The organism is Arthrobacter sp. MOO21 (assembly GCF_057369995.2).
This window is the reverse complement of sequence record NZ_CM170671.2, coordinates 535,874-556,795: the sequence shown is the minus strand read 5'-3', so window position 1 is coordinate 556,795 and position 20,922 is coordinate 535,874. Positions and strand designations below refer to the sequence as shown.

Sequence of the window (20,922 nt, the reverse complement as noted above, 5' to 3'; positions counted from 1 at the left end):
AGAGCTGTCCGGGTTCCTCGTGGACTAGAAACGGTGTGACGGCAGAACCGATTCGGTCCACGCATAGGGAAAGCCCTTAAGCAGCAGGCCGATCTGCGCTTGAAGCTCAAGCTTCCAGAGAACTTTCGGCGTCCCCCGAGGAACTGTCGGGCTTATCTCCGCTTTCAGCCATGAATTTGCCGCCGACAAAAGCTAAAGCTAGGGCGGCTACAGCACCACCGACGATTGCCATCTTATTCAGAGCATCTGCCAAGAACTGCTTATCCTCAGTGTTCTTTTGGGAGGCCATCCTTGCAAGTTCCATGAGTCGGTCGAAAATCTTCTCTCTGTCCTCCGGGCTCAACCCGTCCTTGTCGAGTTCACGCCTTAGGATTTCTCTGGTGTCCTGAAGTGCCTGATAGACGTGGTCGGTACTCTGCTTGTTAGCCGCGAGTGTTTTTTCGTGTGCTTTCCCTATCGCGTCCAAGATTTCTAGGGCGAACTTCGTGAATGCGGGGAATTGCTGAATGATCTTTAGGGCCACTTCCCTGTCCATGTCAGGCATCATGGCTGCGAACTTGATTACGTTGGTTTTGGAGAGATTCCTCCATGACTCGATTCCGAGCTTGCGCTTAATCTGATCTTCGTTCGTATACTTCATGGCGTGTTCCGTCCTCGTTCTGCCTGGGTTCCCAAATCTTATAGCCGCCCCTTGCAGGCAGTGGTGCACGTTCTGCAGCTATGGCGTTTGCACCAACAACGACTTGAGGTCCTTCGGTGTCAGCCACGGATTGCCGTGGTGGATCATGCGGTGGCAGTTGGCGCAGAGCAAGACGAGATCGGAAAGGCGCGTGGTCGTGGGGCCGGAAGCGTGTAGCGGCAGTACGTGGTGAACTTCGATGTAGTCCAGGCCTCGCTGGCCGTATGTTTCTCCAAAGTCGAACGAGCAGACTTCGCAGGCGACAGGTAGGCCTGCTTTCTTTACGCTTTCGACTTTTCGGTTCCGCAAGCCGCGATTCCGCTCCCGCTTCAGGTGTCGGGCCAGCAGTAGGCGCCCCTCCGATGCCTCTATTTCGGCATCAGGATCGTCCTGGTTGGGGAGCGTAGTATCGCCTCGAAGTATCTCCGCTCGGATCGCAGCGGCCACGGTCTGCATCTTGGCCGGCGCAGAGAGGAAGTCGTTCAGCACGATCGCGTCGAGCTTGTTGCCCTTGGTCTTTTGGCCGGTGTAGTCCGGATGCTGGGTTGCGATGTCCCATGTCTTGCGGGCCACGCCGGCGGGGTTGCGAAACTTCTGATCCCGAAGTTCCACCGGATGTAGGGGGCTTTCATTCAACAGTAAGGACAGGTCTAGTACGCGGCGGTCCTTCTCATCTAAGCCGTTCCAGTTGTTTGTCCTGGTCAGGTCGCACGCAAGGATTATTTCGTCCCGCGTCCAATTGATGCTCATCCCGCCCCATTTCGGCATTGCTATTTACAGCGGGCATCAGCCCCCAATGAGTCCCTACTGTACTAAAAACCGTGCTTATTTGGACTTTAATACTCTTGTCAGAGCCCTGTAGAAGGCAGTGACTCCCAGGGGAGGGTTACTTCTAGGTGAGTATCCCTGCCCCGCAAAAGCCCGCAGCACCCGTCTCCGCCTGCGTTGCTTGCTTCGCTGGTCGAAGCAATGCGGTGGTAAATCTGACTTCGTTGCGGCAATCGGGCGCGCATTATGTCCATCATTCATCTCGGCTTTTTCGTCGACGATCAAGGATCGGAGGATAAGAATATGATGCTGACAGAAATCACACTAGGTGAAGTCGGGAACTACCGTGGACAACAACGCAGATGATCGGCTGCGTAAAACGGCGTAAGGAGAATCTGCCAGTGGCTCAACTAATCCTTGAGATGCCCATATGGAAGACGCATCGGTTTGTTCACTGCGGCAGATCTCAAAAATTTCCCGAACAGAGTGTGTCTCCCGTAGCTTTCGCCATCTCGCTGCATCGTCGTCGCTGAGAAAAATTAGGTTGGCCAGGAGCATCGCGTTCTGAACATGGTCCTCTGTGTCAGCCTGGAGCTCCGAGCGCGAGTAGAGGAGCCCGTGCCCATGGCCGTCCACGCTGGTTATTATCTCGCCTGAAAGCAAGGAGCGTGCGCCGTTTTTCCTGAGCAGGAGATTGAACCCGATCGTGACGGCCGACCCGGCGCGTCGTTGCCGTGTTGCAAGCAGATCGGGATCAACGGGTTTGCGAACTTGAAGGGCCGACGAGACCAACCCGCTCCGTAAATCTCGGATTAGGCGTGACGTGTACGACTCTGGCTTGCTCTGATGCTCTTCCGCGAATGTAGATCTCCACAACCAGGATTCGAGCGCGTCAAAATTTGTCGACGTCTCAAAATGCATGATTGCGAACAACAGCAGCCTTTGCACCTCATACGGCACCTCCGCCATGTTCGCGATCCCCGAGTGGTCGAGGAAAGTCATCATGCGATCCAACGCCCCCTCCATAGCCTCGATCTCTGCCCTTAGACCCCCTGTCTCGGTTGAGAGCTTCTCGAGCTGAAGAACATCTCGGGTGTCGAGCGAGAGCCCAGCCGTGATCGCAAGGCAGCGAATCAGGAACTCCTCGGTCAGCCCCTCCATGGAGGTCCCTTCATAGCGATCCGCGAGAGCATCAAAAGTCTCTTCTAAATCAAAACTCGACTGCCAAGTCAAAGCGCGGACAAAGTCAACCGACGAGAGCGGAGTCCCGCTGCTGTTGACCCGGCGGAAGACTTCAACCACATCCTCCAGTTTCGCGTTAGATAGAGCAATAATCGGAATCTGGTAGTCCTGAAAGGTCGTGTAAAGATCCAGAACTTGTGGGAGGAGTGTATCGCCGTCTGGAAGCTCCGCCACATCCTTTTGGACCTGAAGAAAGCGGCGGCTGTTGAAGAGTGCACTCATGGGAACATGTAAAGTTTCTATCCCCCGAAGTGAAGACGCGTGGACGAAGTCCTGAGATCGGAGGTCATAGTACATGTCGTACACGGGATTAGCAGCCGGATTGCGTAGGCATCCATAGAGGCTTGACAGTCGCTGCGCACCGTCGAGAATAACTTCGAATGTGTTCAAGTGCTCGTCCGCAGAGGGGAAGGTGTCCTCGCGAAAGCCGGAGAAATAGTCATCGGCAGCTTCGATGCGCCAGGTCAAAATGCTTCCGATCGGATAGCCCTTCCGAATGCTTCCCAGAAGCTCGATTACGTCACTCTCGCCCCAGACAAAATGACGCTGAAAACGGGGAATGCGAAGGGCGGTTCTATCAATTTGGCGCAAGACGATGTTGAGGTACTGCGCGCGCGGCTCAGGGTTTTCCACTGTCAATTCCTTCCATTTCGGCAAGCTCTCTTTTAAGCCGGACTAAAGACGCCTCTATGTAATGTGCGGTGTGTCCGACATACGACGAGGTGAAGTCAGGCGAATCGAAGATCCAGGCGAGTTTGCGCTTCTTCTGAGAGGGCAACCGTCCAGTGCGTTTGTGCTCGTACAACAGGTGGGTGAGCTCGCCGAGCGTGTCCTGAAGCTTAGTTAGTACTTTGACTTCAACGGCGACTTCGGCCTCGCTGCCATGGAGTCCCGGCACCGGTAGCAGTACATATACGTGATGCGCGTGGTAGCCCGAATCCTTCGCGTGATAGCGGCGATAGCAGCGCAATCCGAGTTCCTCAGCGGCCCCTCTAACTGTTTCGCTCACATCCACCACGCCGTCCGCGAAGGGAACGACAAACTTCGTACGAATGATGTCGTCGATGAAGCTGTGTGCATTCTCGGGTGTAATCCAGTTGCGGTTGCTTGCCTCCTTCGCCTTGTCGGCCCGCTCCTGAATGGTCAGCACAGGTGGCGCTGTCGGAGGACGGTCGTTTTCCTCGATATTCAGTCGGTAGAGCTTGTCGACAAACGAACCCCAGGATTTCCAGAGGAACCTAAAGCTATCTGTGCCGTCTGCCCACGCTTCGACACCACGGATCTTGCCAACAGCCCGCTCGGCCACCAACTGAGCCCGGAGGTCGGCGAGGCGATCGGAAAAGGTCGTGCTTCCAATCTCGGAGTGCGCAGTCCTTACAAATGCTTCGTACTGCTGCTCGTGTTTGCTGAAATCCACTCCAGTAACTGCCTTGAGCCGATCGAGCATAGCCGGCAGTGAAATCTCATCTACGGCGCCCTCCGGACTCTCATCCTCTTCATTGGGGTTGTTCTTGACCCCATCTACTCCAAAACCGCTCATATGGAAATTATCCATTGAATCTCCCTCACTTCCGATCGTAGACGTTTAGAAAGGGCTACGCGCGCTGGTGTTTCATGCAATGCTTTGACGAACGAATCGCTCAAGGCCTTGATTCCTAAACAGTTCCCGAGATCCAGGCATCGTGCGGAGCGATCATTTTCTAAATGGCGAAAGTTGTGCATAGAAATGCGCATACCGATTCACGAGTGATTTGACTTCTAAGCGCAGCGGATCTGGAGTCGAGAGGCTTAAGAACCAGGCGCTATAGGGGTGGCCGGTTTTCGAACGGCCACCCCTTGTCAGTCGCTAGCTTCGCTAGGTAGTTTCGTCGGATGGCCCAAGTCCCGTTTTTCTTTGGCGGATCCTGCCATGCACCCTCTTGATCCAAAGTGCCACTGGCGTTCATTGCCCGAAGATGGGCTCGAATAGTTTTTCCGGAGCGGCCCACCAAGTCGGCCGCCTCGTCAGCAGTCAGAGGGTCCTTCATGGTTTCGTCCTTTCTTAATGGCTGCGACTCGGTTTCCTTGTGCAATGTCGTGAGAACCGATAGTAGGCGCCAGACCCATGAACGTAGTCTCGTGCAGGATGTCCTCGTGCTCCCGGAAAGCCTCCACCTGCGTCCCAAGGCGACTGGCGTGAACGGCTGCAACGAGCGAGATGTGGTCGTGGTTGGGCTTGTGCAAGCTTCTCGATGCGGTAGCCAGCAGATATAGGGGTGACCTCCTGGCATTCGGTCAGGCTCGCCCGTGTGGGTTCGCGCCGTTCGAGTCGAGCACGTCTATGTACCGCTTGAACGCCTTATCGACTTCGCTCTGTATCTGCACGAGCGTGCCCTCTTCCATGCGGTAGGTCCGGTTCGGATCACCTTTGAAGGAAAGCCAGTTAAAGCTTGTAGTGACCCATAGATTGTCGGAGATCAAGATCTTTGCGTGTGTGTTCTGAAGGCGGACGACCCGCAGCTTGTCGTAGCGGGCAGCAAGGTTGTTGAGCTTACGAAGCGCGAAGTCATCGGACCCGCTGTCGTCAGGGCCATAACCGTGACCGATGTGAACTTCAACTCCAGCGCGGAGGCGCCGCTCAAGGGCAGCGACGAAGTCAGTGTTGACCACTCCGCCTTTCACCCATGGCGCGATGATCAGCAGTCGCTTCTTCGTGCCGTTGAGCGCTTTATTGAGAAGTTGCGGATGCTCGTGGACATCGACACTACGCACCGCAATGTCCTCGACACGCAACTGCCTCTGCGCGGGTTCCTCGTCGCTCTTTGCGACCTGTTCGACTGCGCCCCTGATACCCTCCACCTGCTCGATCGCTACTCGCTGCTTCTCGAGCTCGGGAGCAAGAGTAGGGCGGGGCTCGGGAGGAGCGACCGAGATGCCGAGCTTCATGACGGCGTCGGTGGCCGCGAGCTCCAGCCCGTGCGCGGGCTGGAGGTCACCATCGATACAAAGGCCCAGTTGTACCTCGCCAGAATCGGAGTCGCCATAGACGAGCAGCTGTGCTGGCATGTACAGGTGTTGGGCCTGGGACGCGATCTTCCGGACACGCAGGACTTCGACCTGACGTGTGTGGTCGTCGCGTGACTCGACGAGCTCGTTGAAGCGCTCGACGGACAGGTCATTGAGGTCGACCCGTGAGGTCTTCTTGGCAGGGAGAATTTCGAGACCGGCCTCTTGGGCATCCCGCTTCCTGATCAGGCTTGACCGTGCGTAGTCCTGGGCGTTCCAAACGAGTCTATCGAAGGGCACGTTGAGCTGCGTTAGAACGGGCTGAACGGCGGCAAGATTGCGAGCAGACTCGAGGCCAAGGGCAGTAAGACCAAGCTGCCCATTCCCCGCCCGCGTAACGTTATTCGAACTGATCTGGTCAGCAACAGTGTTCACAACCTGGTCGCGCTGCAGTCCGAGAAGCCCTGCAATCTCATCAATCTCACGTACGCCCACGTGCAGAAACCTCAAGATGAACTCTTCGAGGAGGGGAAATGACTTGAGCTCCTGCGCCAAAACATCTACTCGGAGTATCGTGACTGGCAAGGCAGCGTCGACCACGCTGATCAACTGAAGACCAGGGCGGTGATCACCGAACCGGCGCCGAATGGTATCTGCTGTAGCCAGGCTCATCGTTCCGCCGTCCTAAGTTCACAGTCATCCGGATGAGATTGGATGTATGTCAGTACTTTCTTCAAGGCGCCGGTTGTACCCCGGATGAATCCTGCATCGCCGACGATGGTGAGGCCGAATCGGGCCCGGGATAGTGCCACGTTGATCCGCCGCCAGTAGTCCGGCCCAATAAATCCGAGTTCGGCCTTTGGATTGCTCCTGGTTACCGAGAAGATCGCCACGTCTGATTCACGGCCTTGTACGGCGTCCACACTCATTACCGTGATCGAAAGGTGCTTTAACCGTTCGCGTAGGGGTGCGAGCTGCTGCTTGAGGTCGGCGACTTGGGCGACGTAGGGCGCAACGACGAGCACATCAAGTTGCTGCTTATCATTCGGCAGCTGGACGACCTTCTTGTCGATAGAGCCATTAAGTACTTCCAGCCGGCCAATGACGATGCGGGCCTCCGCACGGTTTGCAAAGCTCGTGCCTTTACCATGAGGGGCGGCCTCACGCCGGTCCTGCCCATGCGAGGAGGTATCCAGCCATAGGACAGGTTTGCCGTACCCAAGGAGATACCCCTCAAGTCCCAGGTGGTTTGGCGACCGAAGTTTCTCGTCGTAGAAACAGCTCGAAATCATGTCTCCGATTGGTCGGATCATCCGATACTGCTGGCTTAGCATGACTTGGGAATGGTGCGGCAGGCGGTCTGTTAGCCGTTGGAATAGCGTCTCTCGAACGTCCTCGGGAAGGAGCTGATGGTCGTTCATCAGGTCCTTGTTGCGCAGCATGTCCTCATCGATCGGCGGCAACTGGTTAGTATCACCGACGACGACCCAACGCTTGGCCCGGGATACCGGAACCAGTGCTTCGGTCAAGGTTGCCCGCGAAGCCTCGTCGACAATGCACAGGTCAATGTCGAGATCGCGAACCGCTGGGTGCCTTAGATAGCCTACGCACGTTCCCGCAATGACACTTGTTTGGTCGAGAAACGTGTTGGCGAGACCGGAATCGGACGAAATGCGCTGCAGCCACTCGCCTTGTAGTTGCAGGCGCGTAAGGAGCTGCTGCGCATCGTTGCTTTCACCGATGAGGACATCCACTGCATTGAGGGCATCTTGTGAACTCATGTCGGCCAAGAGAGTCAGATCGCTTCCTAACTCGGACTGCGCCTCCTTGAGGAGCTCGTCTCGAAGGTCCGCCAGGGCGTCGACCTTCTCTTGAACCGAGGTGGAAGAGACCGGTTCAATCAGCGAGGTTGCAATCTCCGACGGCTGCTTCTCTTCATCTTCCTGTCGGAGATTCTGAAGAGATTGGAGTTGCGACAGAGTCGCTGAAAGCTGCTGAAGGGCGAGGGCTGCACGAAGATGTGATGGCGAAAGCCCCGCTTCGGTCGCCCGCGCTCCCAGGTAGCCTTCAGCATTCTTGCGAACTTCGCGTGCCCAGCGCTTCATCTGGGAATCAAGGAGGAGATGACGCACGGACTCGTCGACACGGTTCCGGTCGGCGCTTGCCAGCCTGACCATGCTCGCCTGCCCAGCGTCGGAGAGACGTTGCAGGGCGTTGTCCACTGCAACGTTGGTCTGCGAAGCGATGAGTACCCGTGCGTGAGGATTTGCGCTCAGTGTTTGCTCCACGAGCTCCGCAATAAAGCTGGTCTTACCAGTTCCTGGTGGGCCCTGAACGACGAAGATATCAGGCGATCCCAAAGCAGTTTCGATCGCCTCCTTCTTGCTGTCATCAAGCTCACGCTTCCAGTCAGAGACTGAGACAGCTTTAGGTTCAGTATTGCTGCCCGGATTGATGAGTAGTGCCCGCAGATCAGGACGGGCTGACTTGTCACGCTGAACGTCATCGACGGCCCTGCGCTGACGGTTGAGTGCTGCCTCGTCCGGCCCGAGGTGAGGGTCAAGCACGGCTCGATCTGGCAGACTCTCCCAACGTCGGGCGCTAACGATAAGGACTCGATCGTCTTCATGTTCGATGACCTCGCCCCAAGCGAACTTCCGGTCAGTCTTCTGGTCTTTCACGCGCCACTCCGAGCCAACCAGGTCGTAGTCAACCGCGGACTCCAGCGTGAAAGCGGCCTCTCGGCCGCGGATCTGCACCTTCTTGTACGGCAGTGGCTTTTTCTCGCCCCGTGCAAGTTCTTCGCGAGCGTTCAAAACTCTACGCCACGTGTCAAAGAGTTCATCGCCGTCGCGCTCCTCTTCGCCAACCTGTTCCGGTTTGTTTTTGGCTTCATAAAAGGCGTCGATGGTATCAATCAGGGTCGCTATCCCCACCCGTGCGAGTGCCGTGTTTGGTGGCGGTGCAAACGTCCAGTCGAAGACCTGTGGTAGCAGCGCCGCTCGCCGCCGGTGATTTTCAAGTCGCTCGAAGTCGAGTTCTGCAGCTTTGATGACCGTTGCGCCGGCCTCGTCGGACTTCATAGTGAAGCTCCAAGCCGATCCATCCACCCGGATGCTGTCTCGTTGTGGTTTGCCGCTCGACTGATCGTTGTAGAACGAAGCGTAGGCGTCCCCGGAAAGATCGGCTTGAACCTTGGCTACAGCCTCCTGCCGGGCATCATCGCTTCCGCCTAACGACTTCATTGCCGCCCTTGTCAGACGAAGCCAAACGGGATTCCGAGCGATCTGTTGCTGTCCCTCGCGTCTCTCCTGGATTGCCTTAAGGGCGCTGAGAAGGTCGCTGGCATTTTTCGGTCGTTCGTCTGGTTGCGTGGCGATGCATGATCCCAGCAGGCGTCGAACGTCAGGCGGGACGGGAATTGACTCGAGCGCTCGCTCCACGCCTGCTAGGTCCTTCAGCTGTTCAGTTGTCATGCACTGAATGAGAAGTACGCCCATCGAGTAGACATCGCGCACGTACCGGATATCCGCATTAAGTTCAGGTGGCGCGTACGGCTTGGAATGCCAATCTGCCACTGTCTGTAGAGTCGAATGTTCCTCGCCTCGGATCTTCGCAATTCCGAAGTCTGCAAGGAGGGGTACTCCTGAATCGGAGACAAGGACATTCTGGGGTTTGATATCCCGGTGTTCGATCTGTTTGAGATGGGTGTAAGCCAGCGCGTCCACCAAGGGCAATGCGATGTCAGAGGCCAGGCGGTCCCAGGATTCCCAGGGTCCCGACGCTTTGAGAACATCGTCGAGGTTCCGCTCAACCCAGTCCAGAACGAGAACGTAGCTGCCGGTCTCATCAGTGCCCGCCCAGCGACAACTTACGATATTGGGGTGCGTTAGGCTCTTGAGCGTCTTGGCCTCGTTATTGAAAACCTTGCGCGTTATGTCGTCCGACTGTCCTGACAGTAGCTTGACTGCCACGAAAGTAGAGTCTCGATCATCCACCGCTTTGCGAACGATAGAGAACGTCCCACTTCGGCGCTCCACCTTCAAGAGCATGTAGTGCTCACCGACGACGTCTGGCACGCCTTACCCCCCCATGGTGCTGACAGTGGCTTTAGCCAAAGCCTATTGAAGCACAGAGGTCCACCCGGCAGCTCGAAAGGTATGAGCTTGTGGGTAGCGGTTCCCGTAAACCATGCCAGAAGCATGGAGGTGGGGGAAGTCTTCTCTGCTGGAGGATGCGGGGCAGCAGCCTGAGCGAAACGGCATCTCGAGACAGGGTGTAGCGCAAACGGCCGCTAAAGTCGTCGCGCCTAGGTGTATTGACCTGAGAGGTTGGTGACGCGGCTGGCCGGTGGCTGACCGTTGAGTGAGGTGTGGCCTCGATGATGATTGTAATGATGGAGCCAGTCGGCGAAAGCGGCAACACGCTCGGCCTCTGAGGCGTAGGGACGGGCGTAGGCCCATTCGTCGAGCATGGTGCGGTTGTAGCGCTCGACTTTGCCGTTTGTCTGAGGCCTGTAGGGTCGGGTGCGTTTGTGCTTGATGTCCGGGCCCAGAGCGTCTTTGAATGCGTAGGAGCGGTAGCAGGATCCGTTATCGGTCAGGACCCGTTTGACAGTGATCCCGTGGGACTCGAAGTAGGCATTGGCGCGTTCCCAGAATCCGGCCGCAGTGTCCTTTTTCTCATCGGTCAGGATCTCCGTGTAGGCGAGCCTGGAGTGATCATCGACGGCGTTGTGCAAGAAGGCGTGACCCGGTCTCCGGTTTGCCGCGGTACCGGTCTTGTTCCGGTTTCCGGCGGCCCTGCCGACACTGCGGTGTCCGCCGCCGTCAGGGATCCGTCCAAGTTTCTTGATGTCGACGTGGACCAGGTCCCCGGGGCTGTGGTGCTCGTACCGGCGAATCACCCGGCCCGTGGCCCGGTCCATCCACGCCAGCCTCGCCAGCCCAAACCGGGACAGCACCCGGTGCACCGTGGAGGGGTGAATGCCCAGCAGATAGCCGATCCGTGCCGGGCCCCAGCGCCGGTTGACCCTGATCGCGACGATCCGCCGCTCCCGCCGCGTGGAGGTCCGACGCGGGGAGTTGATGGGCCGGCTGGAACGATCACCCATCCCGTGCTCCCCGTGCTCCCGGTAACGGGCCGCCCACCGCGCTGCGGTCGTCACGGACACCTGGAACCGCTCAGCAGCACGGCGCAGCGGCCACCCGTCATCAACGATGCACCGGGCCAGCCGGAGCCGTCCCTTCGGCGTCAGAAGCGCGTTAGCATGGGACATTGAAGACCTCCTTGTGGACCGGACTCTTAGACAAGCCCCACTCCACTTGGAGGTCTTCTTTTTGTCACCTAACCACGCCGCATGTTCCTAACCTCCGTGGTCAATACACCTAGGTAGATGCTTACACTAATGGATGGTAGGAATGGGTGGCGCCTGGGGCGTTTGAACTAGAGGGGTACTTCCATTGAGTCAAAGCCCGGAGGATGAACAACAAGTACTGGAGCGAGTGCGTGCCAGTACTAGCCGAAACGATGTAGTGGACGCTCTACTCACTACTGATGAGCGCGTGATAGCTCGGGTCACCGATGGTATCTACCGCCAGCCGGGCTCTGCGATCCGGGAACTCATCTCAAATGCTTATGATGCCGATGCGACCCGCGTTACAGTTCTGACCGACGCCCCACGGTTTGGACGCATGGTTGTAGAAGACGACGGGCACGGAATGAGTCCGGAAGTTCTTACTCGCTTATTGCACCATATCGGTGGTAGCGCAAAGCGAACGAGCGATGGAAGAGCGCTCGGAATTACAAATCCAGATGACCCTTACCGAAGCCCTTCCGGGCGTAAATTAATCGGAAAAATAGGCATAGGCCTCTTTTCCGTCTCACAGCTAACTCAATCTTTTCAGATCGTTACCAAGGTAAAAGGTGATAATTTCAGTACCATAGCCACTATTGTTATGAAACAATACACGGAAAATGAGCCGGGCGAAAAACACGTAGGCGATGTTTATGAAGCTGGAAGGGTTAAGATATGGCGTGAGCCATCGTCATTTCCCGAGTCTCATGGAACAGCGATAACCCTTACGGGAATACGACCGACAGTGCGTAAAGTACTAAAAAGCGCTAGCATGTGGGATTTGATTGACGCTCCGACTGTGACGGATGAACCTGCATCCAGTGCTACTCCGCCCGTTTATCACATTGGCCGGACTGATCCCTCCGACAGTAACCTGCGTGTTGACCATGGTGCAGATTCCAACCTTCCCTGGGATGGCGATGATGACCCGGGGGTTGCCTTCAAGAAGCTTGTCGATGCGGTTTGGAATGAGGTTGGGCAAGGTAACCCTAATCCCCAGCTCGAGCGAGTGCTCGACTATTATCTTCAGATGATTTGGCAGCTGGCGTTAGCCCTGCCAATCCAATATGTTGACCGAAGTATTTTCGATGAAGAAGTAGGGTCGTGGGCGCAGTTTTATAAGCTATCCAACTCGCCGCGAGGTGCTGCTCTAAAATTGCATGAGCCTGAGCAGCAGACGACGGTCAAGGAGGCTTTTGAAATTGGTGCAGAAAGCTCAAGTCATCTTCCCTTTGAGGTAGATGTTGATGGACTGCGCTTACGGCGCCCAATTCGGTATCGGAACCTGCCAGCAACAGATCACGCCATACGGGAACCGATGGTGTTCATCGGTTCGAACCGACAGACATTTGAAAATGTATCCACCGATTTCAGTGGCGGTGAACTAGCATTTCACGCATATCTATTTTGGACCCCTAAAGTCGCGCCAACCGAGCACCGAGGCTCCTTGATCCGTATTCATGGGGCAAGTGGAACTCTTTTCGACCAGACCTTCATGCGGTATCAGATCGCAGAGCAGACGCGCTTAAAGCAAATTACCTGCGAGATTTTTGTATCAAAGGGCCTAGAGGCGGCGCTAAACATTGACCGAGAATCGTTCAATAATTCTCATCCACACGTTGTCTACCTAACGCGCTGGCTGCACAACGCGCTCCGACAACTCGCTAATGCCCAGAAAGCCGAGGCCCGTAGGATCCGTGCGGCTTCTCAGGTAGACAGGGCTGAACGTCAAAGAGACAGACTTTCAGCGATAGTAGAGGAAATATGGGCCTTGGAAAACGGCGACGAGGGAGCCGCTGTGCCTGGCATATTTTTCGGACCAACTCTCCCCAGTTCGGTAGCAGAGTCAGCTGCGTCCTTTTACAAATTTGAGGCCCCGCTCAGCGGTGCAAGGAGGACGACTCGGTCACAAGATAGTGGTGAGGACCGGATTAGGGCCCTTCTGCAAGTTCTGGCTGCCTTCGACGTTTTAGACAATATCGATCCTAATCGACGTCAGCGTCTTGTTACCGCGATGTACAAAATAATGAACGGCAATGATGTCTGAGCCGTTTGGGAATGATGAAGATAATGCACTCCTGGACGATATATTTCCGTCGCAGGAATACGCCGCAGCAACGCCTCCGACAAGGGCGTTCAAGCCTTGGCACCGACCTCGAAAGCAGTACATTCGTCTGGAGCAGTGGTGTCATCACATCAAGGCTGCAAGAAGCGACTGGAACCTGGAGGAATTTCCGTTCCGATATCTCACGCTACCAGGCGCTGACCTTCTCGATATCCATCTGATACACGATGAGTTCTGCGAACCGCATAATGTCGCCCTACGCTTTTTGGGCTTTGACACGTCAGCAAATGCTGACAGTCCTCAACAGACGGACCTCAATATCACCCTCTATGACGTGCGGCGCCTCAAGCACGTTGATCCGAGATCAAATGTTATCGGTGACGACATACGTCGAGCCGCGGAACCAAATAGTCTCGCTTATCAACGGCTTCTGGAGCTGGGCGGCGCTTATCATGCAATCAACCTTGATTTGTGCGATGGATTTGCCCGGAGGGGCGAAACTCAGACGCACATGCCGACGATGTTCGACTTGCTCCGGGTGCTACTCGAAGTACAAAGCCGGAGCTTGCTGCCGTCGCTACTATTTCTGACTACTCGTACGAATCGTGAATCCGCCGACGAAGCGTCAATCCAAAAGCTGTTCCAGGCGGCCTCGGACTCACTTGTTGAGTGCGAAACATACGCAAGAGATATGAGTCGGTTTATGCAAGTCTCAGACAATGAGACTCTTTTAGGTGCAGCCGGTGAGTCCGACAAGTTTGAGGACATATTCCTGATCTGTTTGTTCACATGGATGTTGAAACTGGCGGCCCTCAACCGTATGGAGCTTACCCTGGAGAGCGTTGTATGTTATAAAGTTCACCCAAGTTCAGAGCATACCGATATGGCTTCCGTTGTCTTTAAAGTTGAAGCCGATAATTGGGGCCTCGCAAGACCCGCACAGACTTGCTTCTGACAGGTACGTTGTACCCCGTTCCGAGTGCAAGTCTTTACGCGCGTTGGTCTATCCGACCAAGCAAAGACGTGACGTTGACATGATGTTGGAGCAGGATCCTGCGAAACTGGAAAAATATACGGCTAGCTCGGCTGCTCTGCTTGCAAAGGTTCGATATTCCTTTGATGACTACATTACTTGGGCTGCAGCGGGTTGTCCGTAGAGTTTCTGCTCTGATGCATGCCTGATTAGTACAAGAACCTGAGTGCTTTTGATGCGGAGCGAGCTCTCCTTAATAAATCCTCTTCAGCAAACACAAGCGAGCCTGGTCAGGCCTCTAGCTGGGTGAGCATCTGGACCTCAGCGTGGGAGGACGGTCAGAAAGTCTGGTGCATGCATGCCTGCGGCGCGCGTCCCCGAGGGAGCCGGTGAGTCTGAAAGAATAGACTCATCATGAATGATATGAAACGTGCGAGTGAGCTGACAGTGGTCGAGATCTGCGCAGGGGCAGGCGGTCAGAGCCTCGGCTTGCACCTCGCGGGGTTCCGGCACATGCTCGCGATTGAGCTTGATCGTGACGCGGCCGAAACCCTCGAGCGTAATCTTTCGCGACTGGCAGGTGTCGAGGGACTGTCAAAGCCGAAGGTTGTGGTCGGGGATGTGGCTGACAAATCAGTGTGGAATCCTGCCGAACATACAGGAGTTTCGCTCCTTGCAGGTGGAGTGCCCTGCCCTCCGTTCTCGATTGCAGGTAAGCAACTGGGTTCGTCGGATGAGCGAGACTTGTTCGCCTGGGCCGTCGAGGCGGCTGGTCGCATGCAGCCTGATGCAGTGCTGCTGGAGAACGTCCGCGGGCTCTCCATGCCGCGTTTCGCCGGCTATCGTCAGGCCGTCCTAGATCGGTTTGCCGAGTTGGGGTACCGGGCCGACTGGCGCCTCCTTGAGGCGAAGGATTACGGCGTCCCGCAATTGAGGCCTCGTTTCATCCTCGTTGCCTTACGTGAGGAATTTGCTCCTTACTTCGCCTGGCCTGAGCCGACCCCGTCTGTGCAGACGGTGGGCTCCGCGCTGTACGACCTGATGGCTGCGAATGGTTGGCCGGGCGCTGAGGTCTGGGCCAAGAGGGCTGACCGTGTTGCCCCGACCATTGTTGGCGGCTCCAAGAGGCACGGCGGGCCAGACCTTGGCCCGACACGGGCAAAGCGCGAGTGGCGCGCACTGGGCGTCGATGGTCTTGGCATCGCAGACGCGGCACCTGGCCCCGACATCCCCATGGAATTTGTCCCCAAGCTGACAAATCAAATGGTTGCCCGCATTCAGGGCTGGTCTGGGGAGGCGTACGAGTGGGACTTTGCCGAACGCAAAGGACGAAAAACCACAACTTATCGGCAAATCGGCAACGCATTTCCACCACCGGTGGCCCGTGCGCTCGGAGTCGCTATTGCATCCGCCTTGCGCAAGGACGGAACCCCGACCGGTCGACACGGCGCGGGAAGCCATGATGAGGTCTACCGGGCACTACGAGAGCACGCTGGCTTTGTCTCGTTCGCGGGGTTGCGGAAGGCGCTCGGAGGTAGTCTCTCCGACAGCGAGATTGAGCGGAGGATTGACTTCATCAGCCGTGACTTTGAGGTCGAGGTGCGCGTTCGGCGCGGTGTACCGATGTACAAGCTGGGGGAGTGGCGGGCGTTCCGCGGCCAGGCGAACCACGCCCGCCACGAAGTGTTTGCGATCGACCGCTTGCGCGCGAAGGTTAGCTAGCCGTCGAGTTATCCGGCTCCCCGTGAAGTATTTTGTTTGTGCGGTGCTAATGTCTGCGTCGCCGATAGTGTGTCGCAGATCGACCTCCGAGCCTCAACCGTCGGCCTTTGGCACACTGATTTTGATCTAATTTTTAGGAGTCCTTCATGCCCGACTTCGGCATTCCTCCAAGGGGAGAGGAAATCAAAGCGGTCATTGACCAGCGCCTGAAATTGGCGATGACGGAGAATGGCGCGAAGGTCACTATTGACTGGCGCGGGGAACCCCGGCACCTATACGTGATCACCGTGCCGGTTGACATGCTCTACTTCAATCCGGATACCCACCGAATACGTGCTCAGCGCACCCTCGACCCGGAACGCGATAGGGCTATTGATACAGAGCCCTGGGGTCAAGTAGCGCAGGGTTACCTTCACGACCTTCTTAGGCAGCGGCCGTCAAACCCGGACCAGAGGGACCCCGACTACACCGCATTGATGAACGAGTTGGACGACGTAGGCCAGCGAGAGCCCGGCATCGTTACCCCTCATGGGATCCTGGTTGACGGCAACACCCGAGCGGCTGCACTGATCGATCTCGGTGAGCAAAACATTAGGGTCGGCGTTCTGCCGGAAGACACCTCGCGCAAAGACATCAATGCCGTGGAGTTGTCACTTCAGCTACGCAAGGACCGCCGACGCGACTACTCCTACATCAACCGGCTTATCGCCATTGACGAGGAACTGGGGCATGGACGCTCTGAAGCTGACGTTGCCAAAGACTTCAATATCAAGCTTGGAACACTTCAGCGTGATCGCTGGGTTTATGCGCTGATACTCGACGCGATTGACCGCAGCAGGACCGAAGATGGTGCAACTCTGCGGTTAATCGATTTCGAGCAACACCAGGAGAAGTTGCGTGAGCTTCACCGTGATTTTGCAAAGCTAGCAATGACTGACCCTGATGCTGCGAACGCCTTGATGCAGTCGCGTTTGGCCATGGTTCTCCTGGACTACCCGAAGACTTCTTTGCGTCTCGCTGAGGCAGACTTCCACACGCGATATCTCGAGAGCCGACTGCCGGTGGATCTGAAGCCGAAGTTGTCCCTAGCGGAGAAGGTTTCAATCCCGGGCATCCCAGGTGCCGCTCTTCCTGCCCGGAGCAACACATCTGCGGCAGCCGAAGCTCTCACTAGCCAGCTTCTCCGGGCCAAGGCAACGGCGACTGATGGCAAGAGCGCAAGCCCGGTCGATGTAGCCTGGGCGTCCGGTGTTATGAAGCAGGCGCGTGAAACTTTCGACGTTGCGGTTAAGCTTGCTGGGCAGAATGCAGAACTTGTGAAGCGGCAAACGGCGGTGCCTGAACGGCTCACCGATGCAGCAGACTATGTCACCCAATGTGCAAGCGAGTTTGCTGAGGCAAAAGCAAAGCGAGCCCTTGACGACGAAGCTTTTGACGACGCGTTGATTGTTCTCCGCGACAGCCTCGAAAGTCTGGCTCGCCAGGCCGGACGCACTTTCACCGCGCCAGGGGAAGGCGTTGCCTGGCTCCTTAGGGCCGTGCGGTTGACGTGATCGTGCCTGACAGCCCGAGCCTTGCCATCGGCCTTGCAGCGGAAGTCACTCGTGCCCGGTTCATCGCTCGCCCAGGGTTGGAAGGCGATCTTCGTAGGCTGGCAGTCGGCTACCGTACGAGCACTCATCGGTCACCAGGTGTTGTCGAAGTTGAGCTCGACGACCTGCTGACAAACCTTGAGGTTCTCAGTAGGTGGCCGCACACCGCGGATGGTGATGTGACTTGGGACGCGCAGTTACAGGCGCTCGTTGTGGACTCGCTTCGGGATGCTCAAATTCTGAGTGGCCGGCTCCAAGGTAGCGGTGAGACAGATGTGGTGGACAGTGACACTGTTCCCAGCCTTCTCGGGCCCGGATGGACAGGAGACCTCACATCATTCCAGCTGCGAGACATCGCCAAGCTGTTGATATTGCACCACGGAGCCAATTTTTCCGTCCCAGGTGCCGGTAAGACGAGAGTTGGGTTGGCCGTATTTCAGGCGCTACGCCGCAAGGAGAACATCGAAAGACTGCTTATTGTCGGACCCAAGTCGAGCTACGAAGCGTGGCGCTACGAGAACAGGGAGTGCTTGCAGCCCTCGCTGACCATGGAGGTGGCTGACGGAGTCCCATCAATTACAGCTCAGTCACTCATCGTTAACTATGAACGCCTCCCCGGCATGGTCAGTATGCTCGGCCGCTGGCTCTCGGAGCAGCCCTCGATGATAATCCTCGACGAAGCTCATCGAATGAAGCTCGGGGCGGACGGCGCATACGGCGCAGCCTGCCTGGCTCTCGGCCCCCGCAGCAGGCGACGGCTCATCCTTACAGGGACCCCGGCCCCAAACGGCGTGAGGGACCTCGAGAACCTTTTTGGGTTCGTTTGGCCAGGAACTGGTCGCCAGAGCGTCCTCCGGGCCGTGAATGGCGGCGACCTCGCCCAGGCGAGCCGCGCGCTCAAGCCGCTATTCACGCGCACGACAAAAAATGAGCTGCGGTTGCCCCCAGTGGAGACTAACTTGCGGGTTGTCCCGTTGCCTCCTTTGCACGCCGAGATATATGAGGCTCTCGTAGGCCAGTTTTCAGCCCGCGCGGAGGGTCATGAGGGCGACTTTCAGGCCATTGGTCGGATTTTGGTTTACATGCTTATGGCGGCGACGAGCCCAGCTCTACTCGCAGTCGGAACCACGAAGTACGAGCCGCTTGCGTACCAAGTGCCGCCGCTTGCCGTTCCCGAGCGGTCATCGCTCTACGAGCTGATGCAGGACCTTCCGACCTATGAAATGTCGCCAAAGTATCAGGAAGTGCTGGCGATCGTCCGTGAAAATGCGGCCCAAGGTCGGAAGACGCTTGTTTGGTCTACGTTCATCCGGAGTATTAACACTCTTCAGCGAATTCTGGCGCTGTTCAACCCTGCGGTGGTCCACGGGGGCACGCCGGACCGTCAAGATCAGATCCACCGGTTCAGAAGCGACCCTGACTGCATGGTGCTGCTGTCTAATCCTGCAACGCTCGGCGAGGGGATTAGCCTGCATCATGAGTGCCACGACGCCGTATACGTTGACCGTGACTTCGCCGCAGGTCGCTTTCTGCAGAGCCTCGACCGGATTCACCGTCTTGGGTTAGGCCCCGATGTCAAGACACGAGTCACAGTCCTCGCCTCGGAAGGAACCATCGATGAGGTGGTGGCGGTGCGTCTTGCGCACAAGTTGACCTTTATGGGTGGCATACTCGACGACCCAGCAGTCCAGCAGTTAGCTGATTTGGATGAAGAGCCTGCGGTCGGTGGAGGCCTTGACCAGGGTGACCTTCAGTCGTTGATGGGCCACTTGCGTGCGTCTACCACCTGACCCCATACTTTTAGCCGCACGGCGATGGCTGGAGCTTCTCCCCGCGAGCGGTGGCATCCCACGTGCACAGGCGCTGCTGACTACCCACAGGCAGTACAGCGACGTGTCGCCCACTCAATACGCGGCAGCGCTCAATTTGTTGAGTGAGTTTGAGCTCTTGGACAAGGTTGGCTTCCCTATTCCGATGGCGAACCTAATGCTTGGTGCAATTTTCGAGAAAGCAGCACTCCCTTGGGTGCAGGATGCGGATCAACTCGTTCGCACACCAGACGAATTGCCAACGGACATAGTTTCGGCAGGAGAAGTGTTGGGACTAGATGCGAATGCAGTATATGAGCAACTCGTCGCGAGCTGGGGTAAGGTCGACACCGCCATGAGGGAGCGTGTTGGTGCTGCAGGCGAAGCAGCCCTTGTCTCTATTCTCAGGGAGAGCCCAGCCGAGAGGGTTGACCACGTGTCCACCTGGTCAGATGGGTTTGGATACGACATAGCTTTTGCACATGGCGCCGCGTCCGCCCACCTGGAAGTCAAAAGTACAACCCGGACCGGAAGGTTCGTCGCTTACCTGTCGCGGCACGAGTACGAGGTGATGTTGCGAGATCAACAATGGCTGCTCGTGGCGCTGCGGCTGTCGTCGAAACTTGAGATTGCCGGGGCCGGTTCGGTGCCCCGCGAATGGATTGCAACCAACGTTCCACGGGACGCGGGAACCTCCGGAAGCTGGGTTTCGTGCAAGCTTGAGGTGCCTGAAGAAATAATCCAAAACAAGCTCGCAGAACTCGGAGCGGATGTAGCGAACCGACTTCCGGCGTGGCGAAGTGTGCCTCTGCAGAAGTGACAGCTCGGCGAGTTTGGCCTCCATAGCTTGGAGCTAGATCATAGGATCATGGGGGAACTTGTCCATGCCCCCACCAGCAAGATTACGAGGATCAAATGAATCAACCGGCATGGGATGACCCCGATTCAACAGCGGGGACAATGGTTCGTGGAGCGTTGTGGCTCCTGCAGGTGATAGGTGAGGGCGGCACCTTTACGAAGAATGAGCTGAGAACGGCCTTCCCTGGCGTCTCGCAGGTAGATCGACGGATTAGAGACCTCAGGGACTATGGATGGGTCGTGCACTCCAGCGCTGAAGACGCATCCCTGCTTGCCGAAGATCAGCGGTTCGTTAAGGCTGGAGTAGCTGTGTGGGACCCTCGCGAACGCAGACAGGCTTCCCCGCGGAAGGCTATGTCGAGCAAGGAGCGGCAGGCAGTGCTGATAAGAGACGGGTACATGTGTACCCTGTGTGGCATCGCGGGCGCTGAGCCTTATCCAGACGACGCCGTCATGACAGCTGTCCTCGCCGTCTCGCGGCGCCGTATCCGGGCCGCTGACGGCAGTGAAACCGAAATGCCGGTCACAGAATGCGTTCGGTGCCGGTCAGGACGAGAGTCATCGACCGTAGATGAACGTGAGGTCCTCATGGCCGCGCGGGAACTCAACCCCGGAGATCGCCGCCGACTGATTCGATGGATGGGACGTGGTCGGCGGGGAAGCACTGAGCTCGACCGGGCATGGGCTGCCTACCTGCGGACGCCGAAAGATCGACGACATCACATTGCGGACCAGCTTCGCCAGGAGCAGTAACGACGCTCGCGGATATGGCTTGCCGGGCGCAGCAGTCGACGGGACAGAGGTCCACTACCTCGACCTTGATCCCGTTCGGCCCGCAAGACAGATTTGGCCGGCACCGTGGGGTGACACGGGT

15 protein-coding genes are annotated in these 20,922 nt (G+C 57.0%); 8 read left to right on the top strand and 7 right to left on the bottom strand.

The genetic code is table 11. The annotated features are described in order from the left end of the window. Window positions 1–106: 106 nt before the first annotated feature. The 7 genes from AC2JAJ_RS02470 to AC2JAJ_RS02440 form a co-directional block, all read right to left on the bottom strand. Window positions 107–640 carry a hypothetical protein gene (locus AC2JAJ_RS02470; RefSeq protein ID WP_486414403.1) on the bottom strand — a complete coding sequence of 178 codons (534 nt, stop codon included), beginning with the start codon at window positions 638–640 and terminating at the stop codon, window positions 107–109. Between the two features lie 78 nt (window positions 641–718). Continuing rightward, window positions 719–1,429, bottom strand: a complete 711-nt coding sequence (locus AC2JAJ_RS02465) for an HNH endonuclease (protein WP_486414404.1) — start codon at window positions 1,427–1,429, stop codon at window positions 719–721. Window positions 1,430–1,771: 342 nt separating this feature from the next. Further along, entirely contained in the window at window positions 1,772–3,322 is a 1,551-nt protein-coding gene (locus tag AC2JAJ_RS02460) for a GmrSD restriction endonuclease domain-containing protein (RefSeq protein ID WP_501053340.1), read from the bottom strand. Beyond that, entirely contained in the window at window positions 3,309–4,244 is a 936-nt protein-coding gene (locus AC2JAJ_RS02455; RefSeq protein WP_501053339.1) for a hypothetical protein, read from the bottom strand. The genes AC2JAJ_RS02460 and AC2JAJ_RS02455 overlap by 14 nt, the downstream gene beginning before the upstream one ends. 719 nt (window positions 4,245–4,963) lie before the next feature. After that, a complete protein-coding gene (locus tag AC2JAJ_RS02450) occupies window positions 4,964–6,346 on the bottom strand; it encodes a phospholipase D-like domain-containing protein (RefSeq protein WP_486414406.1) in 1,383 nt (460 codons plus the stop codon). Then, window positions 6,343–9,753 (bottom strand): AAA domain-containing protein, encoded by a 3,411-nt coding sequence (locus AC2JAJ_RS02445; RefSeq protein ID WP_486414407.1) that lies wholly within the window; start codon window positions 9,751–9,753, stop codon window positions 6,343–6,345. The genes AC2JAJ_RS02450 and AC2JAJ_RS02445 overlap by 4 nt, the downstream gene beginning before the upstream one ends. Window positions 9,754–9,983: 230 nt before the next feature. Beyond that, window positions 9,984–10,952, bottom strand: a complete 969-nt coding sequence (locus AC2JAJ_RS02440) for an IS481 family transposase (protein WP_486414408.1) — start codon at window positions 10,950–10,952, stop codon at window positions 9,984–9,986. 256 nt (window positions 10,953–11,208) lie between these two features. On the opposite strand from AC2JAJ_RS02440, the gene AC2JAJ_RS02435 reads away from it, so the two are divergent. From AC2JAJ_RS02435 to AC2JAJ_RS02400, 8 genes are all read left to right on the top strand, one after another. Next, entirely contained in the window at window positions 11,209–13,077 is a 1,869-nt protein-coding gene (locus tag AC2JAJ_RS02435) for an ATP-binding protein (RefSeq protein ID WP_486414409.1), read from the top strand. Further along, a complete protein-coding gene (locus AC2JAJ_RS02430; RefSeq protein ID WP_486414410.1) occupies window positions 13,067–14,050 on the top strand; it encodes a PP_RS20740 family protein in 984 nt (327 codons plus the stop codon). Before AC2JAJ_RS02435 ends, AC2JAJ_RS02430 begins: the two co-directional genes overlap by 11 nt. Continuing rightward, entirely contained in the window at window positions 13,938–14,252 is a 315-nt protein-coding gene (locus AC2JAJ_RS02425; protein ID WP_501053338.1) for a hypothetical protein, read from the top strand. Before AC2JAJ_RS02430 ends, AC2JAJ_RS02425 begins: the two co-directional genes overlap by 113 nt. Window positions 14,253–14,482: 230 nt before the next feature. Beyond that, on the top strand, window positions 14,483–15,790 hold the full coding sequence (locus AC2JAJ_RS02420; protein ID WP_486414411.1) for a DNA cytosine methyltransferase: 1,308 nt from the start codon (window positions 14,483–14,485) through the stop codon (window positions 15,788–15,790). 146 nt (window positions 15,791–15,936) lie between these two features. Continuing rightward, window positions 15,937–17,343 carry a hypothetical protein gene (locus AC2JAJ_RS02415; protein WP_486414412.1) on the top strand — a complete coding sequence of 469 codons (1,407 nt, stop codon included), beginning with the start codon at window positions 15,937–15,939 and terminating at the stop codon, window positions 17,341–17,343. Beyond that, window positions 17,340–19,172 (top strand): SNF2-related protein, encoded by a 1,833-nt coding sequence (locus tag AC2JAJ_RS02410; protein WP_501053337.1) that lies wholly within the window; start codon window positions 17,340–17,342, stop codon window positions 19,170–19,172. The genes AC2JAJ_RS02415 and AC2JAJ_RS02410 overlap by 4 nt, the downstream gene beginning before the upstream one ends. Before the next feature lie 103 nt (window positions 19,173–19,275). Next, window positions 19,276–20,010 carry a protein NO VEIN domain-containing protein gene (locus tag AC2JAJ_RS02405; protein WP_486414414.1) on the top strand — a complete coding sequence of 245 codons (735 nt, stop codon included), beginning with the start codon at window positions 19,276–19,278 and terminating at the stop codon, window positions 20,008–20,010. A gap of 95 nt (window positions 20,011–20,105) precedes the next feature. Beyond that, complete coding sequence (locus AC2JAJ_RS02400; RefSeq protein WP_501053336.1) at window positions 20,106–20,801, top strand: KpnI family restriction enzyme N-terminal domain-containing protein; 696 nt, start codon at window positions 20,106–20,108, stop codon at window positions 20,799–20,801. Window positions 20,802–20,922 lie beyond the last annotated feature (121 nt).